Below are 3,289 nucleotides of genomic sequence, written 5' to 3' on the forward strand. Positions count from 1 at the left end.
GAAACGACGCATCGCCGATGGTAGTGTGGAGCTTCTCCATGTGAGAGTAGGTCATCGTCAAGCTTCTATCCCAAACCCCCGATACGCCCAGGCGTGTCGGGGGTTTGTCTTTGCGCGCGAGAAAATTCAAGTCCGCAACTGCGGATGTTCTGTTGCTTGATCCGTCCGCGTTCCGTGCGGACCGGATTTCTATGCAATCAGGATGTGCATGGATATGATGCGTGCCTCATTGTGAGCTGGATCCAGCACATGCTGACGCTATTGAAACTTCTGCAGGATGGACGCTTCCATTCGGGCCAGGCTCTGGGTGACGCTCTTGGTGTGAGTAGGAGTGCTGTCTGGAAGCAGTTGCAGCAACTGGAAGCGGATCTAGGTCTTCCTATTTATAAGGTTCGTGGTCGCGGTTATCGCTTGCAGAGTCCGCTGAGTCTGCTCGATCAGAACATCCTGGAGAAGGAGGGCTGCCCGTGGTCGCATCAGGTATTCGATTCGCTGGATTCCACTAATGCCGAAACGATGCGGCGTTTGGGGGCAGGCGTCGTGCCACCCTTCGCGGTTATCGCCGAGCGACAAACAGAAGGTAGGGGGCGGAGAGGGCGTCGATGGGTGAGTCCCTATGCTCAGAACCTCTACTACAGTCTCGCATTGCGCATTGATGGTGGGGCTCGCCAACTCGAAGGCCTCAGTCTGGTTGTTGGCCTGGCTGTGTTGAAGACATTGCGTTCATTTGGATTGGCCGAGTCTGGCCTCAAATGGCCAAACGATCTCCTTGTGGGTAATCGAAAGATTGCCGGCATTCTCCTCGAACTCCTTGGGGATCCTGCCGATATCTGCCATGTGGTGGTTGGCATAGGAATCAATGTGAACATGCAGCTATCCACCGAGGAAATCGGTCAGCCCTGGACCTCCATGCGCACAGAGGGTGGGGGGCTCGTAGACAGAAATGCATTGGTTACCCGCTTGAGTGCTTACCTGGAAGAGTACCTTGGGCGTCATAAGAGGGAGGGGTTCTCTGCTCTGCGTGCGGAGTGGGAGGGCGCCCATCTCTGGCAGGGGCGGTTCGTGAATCTGACCGCGGGAATACAGAACATCCAGGGAATGGTCATGGGGATCGACGCGACAGGCGCCTTGCGCCTCAGTGTCGATGGCGAAGAGCGAGCTTATAGCGGTGGAGAGCTCAGTTTGAGGTTGAGTGATGATTCTTGAGCTTGACTGCGGAAACAGCTTTATCAAATGGCGTGTGATCGACAGTGCGCAGTTGGTCGCGCTTGCAGGTGGTGTCGTCGGTTCCGATGAAGAGCTGATTTCTGCACTGCAAGCCACTGCAGGCTTGGCACTTGGCCAATGCCGACTGGTGAGTGTTCGTTCCGATGACGAAACTCGAGTGCTGACCGGTCGGCTGCAAGAAGTCTTCGGCGTGTCCTGCGTCTGTGCGTCGCCTGCCATTGAGATGGGCGGAGTTCGCAATGGTTACTCCGACTATCAGCGTCTTGGACTGGATCGTTGGCTGGCTGTCTTGGGGGCGTACCACATCGCTCGCAAACCTTGCCTGGTTCTTGATCTCGGTACGGCCGTCACATCCGACCTGGTCACGGCGGATGGGAAGCACCTTGGCGGATTCATCTGCCCGGGGATGCCGCTCATGCGCAATCAACTGCGAACCCATACCCGGCGAATTCGATATGACGACGAGGCTGCGGAAAAGGCGTTGCTCGACATGGCGCCCGGGCGCTCGACTGTCGAGGCGGTGGAGCGGGGCTGTCTATCGATGCTTCGCGGATTCGTCCAGGCGCAGATCGAACTGGCTGCCGAGTATCTAGGGGATGAGTTCGAGGTCTTCCTTACAGGCGGTGATGCGCTCCTGGTCAGGGATGTGCTGCCGCGTGCAAAAGTGTTGCCTGACCTGGTGTTCGTCGGCCTGGCGATCGCCTGTCCATTGCATTGAGGTTGATCCATGCGCTGGTTGTTTCTGTTCCTCCTGGTACTCAATCTCTTCTACTACGTCTGGCATCAGCAGCAGGCGCCTCTGCGGCCAAAGGAAGTGGAGACCCTTTCCCTGTATAAGGGGGGGCAGCAGAACATTCGGCTGCTCAGCGAGTCAGGGGGCGTCCAGCCGCGGCGCAGCTCAACTCCGGCTGCATCTGCCGAGGAGGCCGTATGCCTGTTCCTGGGTGGGTTCGAGCGCGAAGAGCGGGCTCGTGAAGTTGAGCAACGATTGATTAGCCTGGATGTACGCTCTGCAGTTCAGCCTGTCGACGCCGCAGCGGGCACGGACTACTGGGTATATCTTGCGCCTCTCGCTTCCAGAGAAGCGTCCCTGCGCCAGCTCAAGGAGCTTCAGGCGCGGAAGATTGACAGCTACATCGTGACCCAGGGTGACCTGGTCAACGGAATTTCCCTCGGTATCTTCCCCCGTATGGATTCTGCAGAGAGCGTAATGCAGCGGCTGCGAGATGCGGGTTATGAACCTTTCATGCGCGAACTATCTCGCGCGCACCGTGATTACTGGGTTCGCGTGGCCCCTGAAAGCCGCAGGTTGGTTGATGATTCGCTGCTCGAACAGCTGTCTCGAGATTTTTTGGGGCTAAAACATCAACTTATGTCGTGCGAGGGTGTTGCATCTCCTCGTTAGCTTGAATAGAATGGCGCCCGCTTCGCAGGGTAGCCCAGAAAGGTGAAATGCAAAGCTGCTGTCAAATGAAGCTAACCTCAAGATTTTAATGAGAAAAAGCTTGACAGTAGGGTGGCAGATGTTGAAAATGCCGCCTCACTTTGGAGGGGTTCCCGAGCGGCCAAAGGGATCAGACTGTAAATCTGACGTCATAGACTTCGAAGGTTCGAATCCTTCCCCCTCCACCAGATTCAAAGCGAGAGCTGCGAGCTCCGCGGGTATAGTTCAGTGGTAGAACCTCAGCCTTCCAAGCTGATGATGCGGGTTCGATTCCCGCTACCCGCTCCAGGTTTGCTGTTTTCGTAATGTGTTTGGCTCATGTAGCTCAGCTGGTAGAGCACACCCTTGGTAAGGGTGAGGTCAGCGGTTCAAATCCGCTCATGAGCTCCATCTCAACAAAGGCAGATATGAAAATATCTGCCTTTGTTTTAATGGTGGCGTGACTCGCTCAATTTTGATGGGAGACGTTCTCGATGGCTAAAGAAAAGTTTGAACGTAACAAACCGCACGTCAACGTCGGCACCATTGGTCACGTTGACCATGGCAAGACCACTCTGACTGCTGCTCTGACCAAGGTCTGCTCTGAGACCTGGGGTGGCGCGGCTCGCGCTTTCGATC

At 56.1% G+C, this 3,289-nt stretch carries 4 protein-coding genes and 3 tRNA genes; all 7 read left to right on the forward strand.

What is annotated here, in order from left to right:
- Positions 1 to 249 precede the first annotated feature (249 nt).
- Positions 250 to 1,206, forward strand: a complete 957-nt coding sequence (gene birA / locus ACFW0B_RS25600) for a bifunctional biotin--[acetyl-CoA-carboxylase] ligase/biotin operon repressor BirA (protein WP_449151765.1) — start codon at positions 250 to 252, stop codon at positions 1,204 to 1,206.
- On the forward strand, positions 1,196 to 1,945 hold the full coding sequence (locus ACFW0B_RS25605; protein ID WP_449151766.1) for a pantothenate kinase: 750 nt from the start codon (positions 1,196 to 1,198) through the stop codon (positions 1,943 to 1,945). The genes birA and ACFW0B_RS25605 overlap by 11 nt, the downstream gene beginning before the upstream one ends.
- Before the next feature lie 9 nt (positions 1,946 to 1,954).
- Positions 1,955 to 2,632 carry an SPOR domain-containing protein gene (locus ACFW0B_RS25610; protein WP_449151767.1) on the forward strand — a complete coding sequence of 226 codons (678 nt, stop codon included), beginning with the start codon at positions 1,955 to 1,957 and terminating at the stop codon, positions 2,630 to 2,632.
- Between the two features lie 142 nt (positions 2,633 to 2,774).
- A tRNA-Tyr gene (locus ACFW0B_RS25615) sits at positions 2,775 to 2,859 on the forward strand.
- A gap of 26 nt (positions 2,860 to 2,885) precedes the next feature.
- A tRNA-Gly gene (locus ACFW0B_RS25620) sits at positions 2,886 to 2,959 on the forward strand.
- A 26-nt stretch (positions 2,960 to 2,985) separates the two neighbouring features.
- Positions 2,986 to 3,061, forward strand: a tRNA-Thr gene (locus tag ACFW0B_RS25625).
- Between the two features lie 83 nt (positions 3,062 to 3,144).
- On the forward strand, positions 3,145 to 3,289 hold a 145-nt coding region (locus ACFW0B_RS25630), incomplete at its 3' end, for a GTP-binding protein (RefSeq protein ID WP_449151685.1).

Origin of the sequence: Metapseudomonas phytobenefica, assembly GCF_043392685.1 — a bacterium.
In the GTDB taxonomy this organism is placed as follows: Bacteria; Pseudomonadota; Gammaproteobacteria; order Pseudomonadales; family Pseudomonadaceae; genus Metapseudomonas.

What these genes read in the sequence shown, in the direction of transcription:
- ACFW0B_RS25610 (WP_449151767.1), top strand. Translation starts at nt 1,955, where the DNA reads ATGCGCTGGTTGTTTCTGTTCCTCCTGGTACTCAATCTCTTCTACTAC.
- birA (WP_449151765.1), top strand. Translation starts at nt 250, where the DNA reads ATGCTGACGCTATTGAAACTTCTGCAGGATGGACGCTTCCATTCGGGC.
- ACFW0B_RS25605 (WP_449151766.1), top strand. Translation starts at nt 1,196, where the DNA reads ATGATTCTTGAGCTTGACTGCGGAAACAGCTTTATCAAATGGCGTGTG.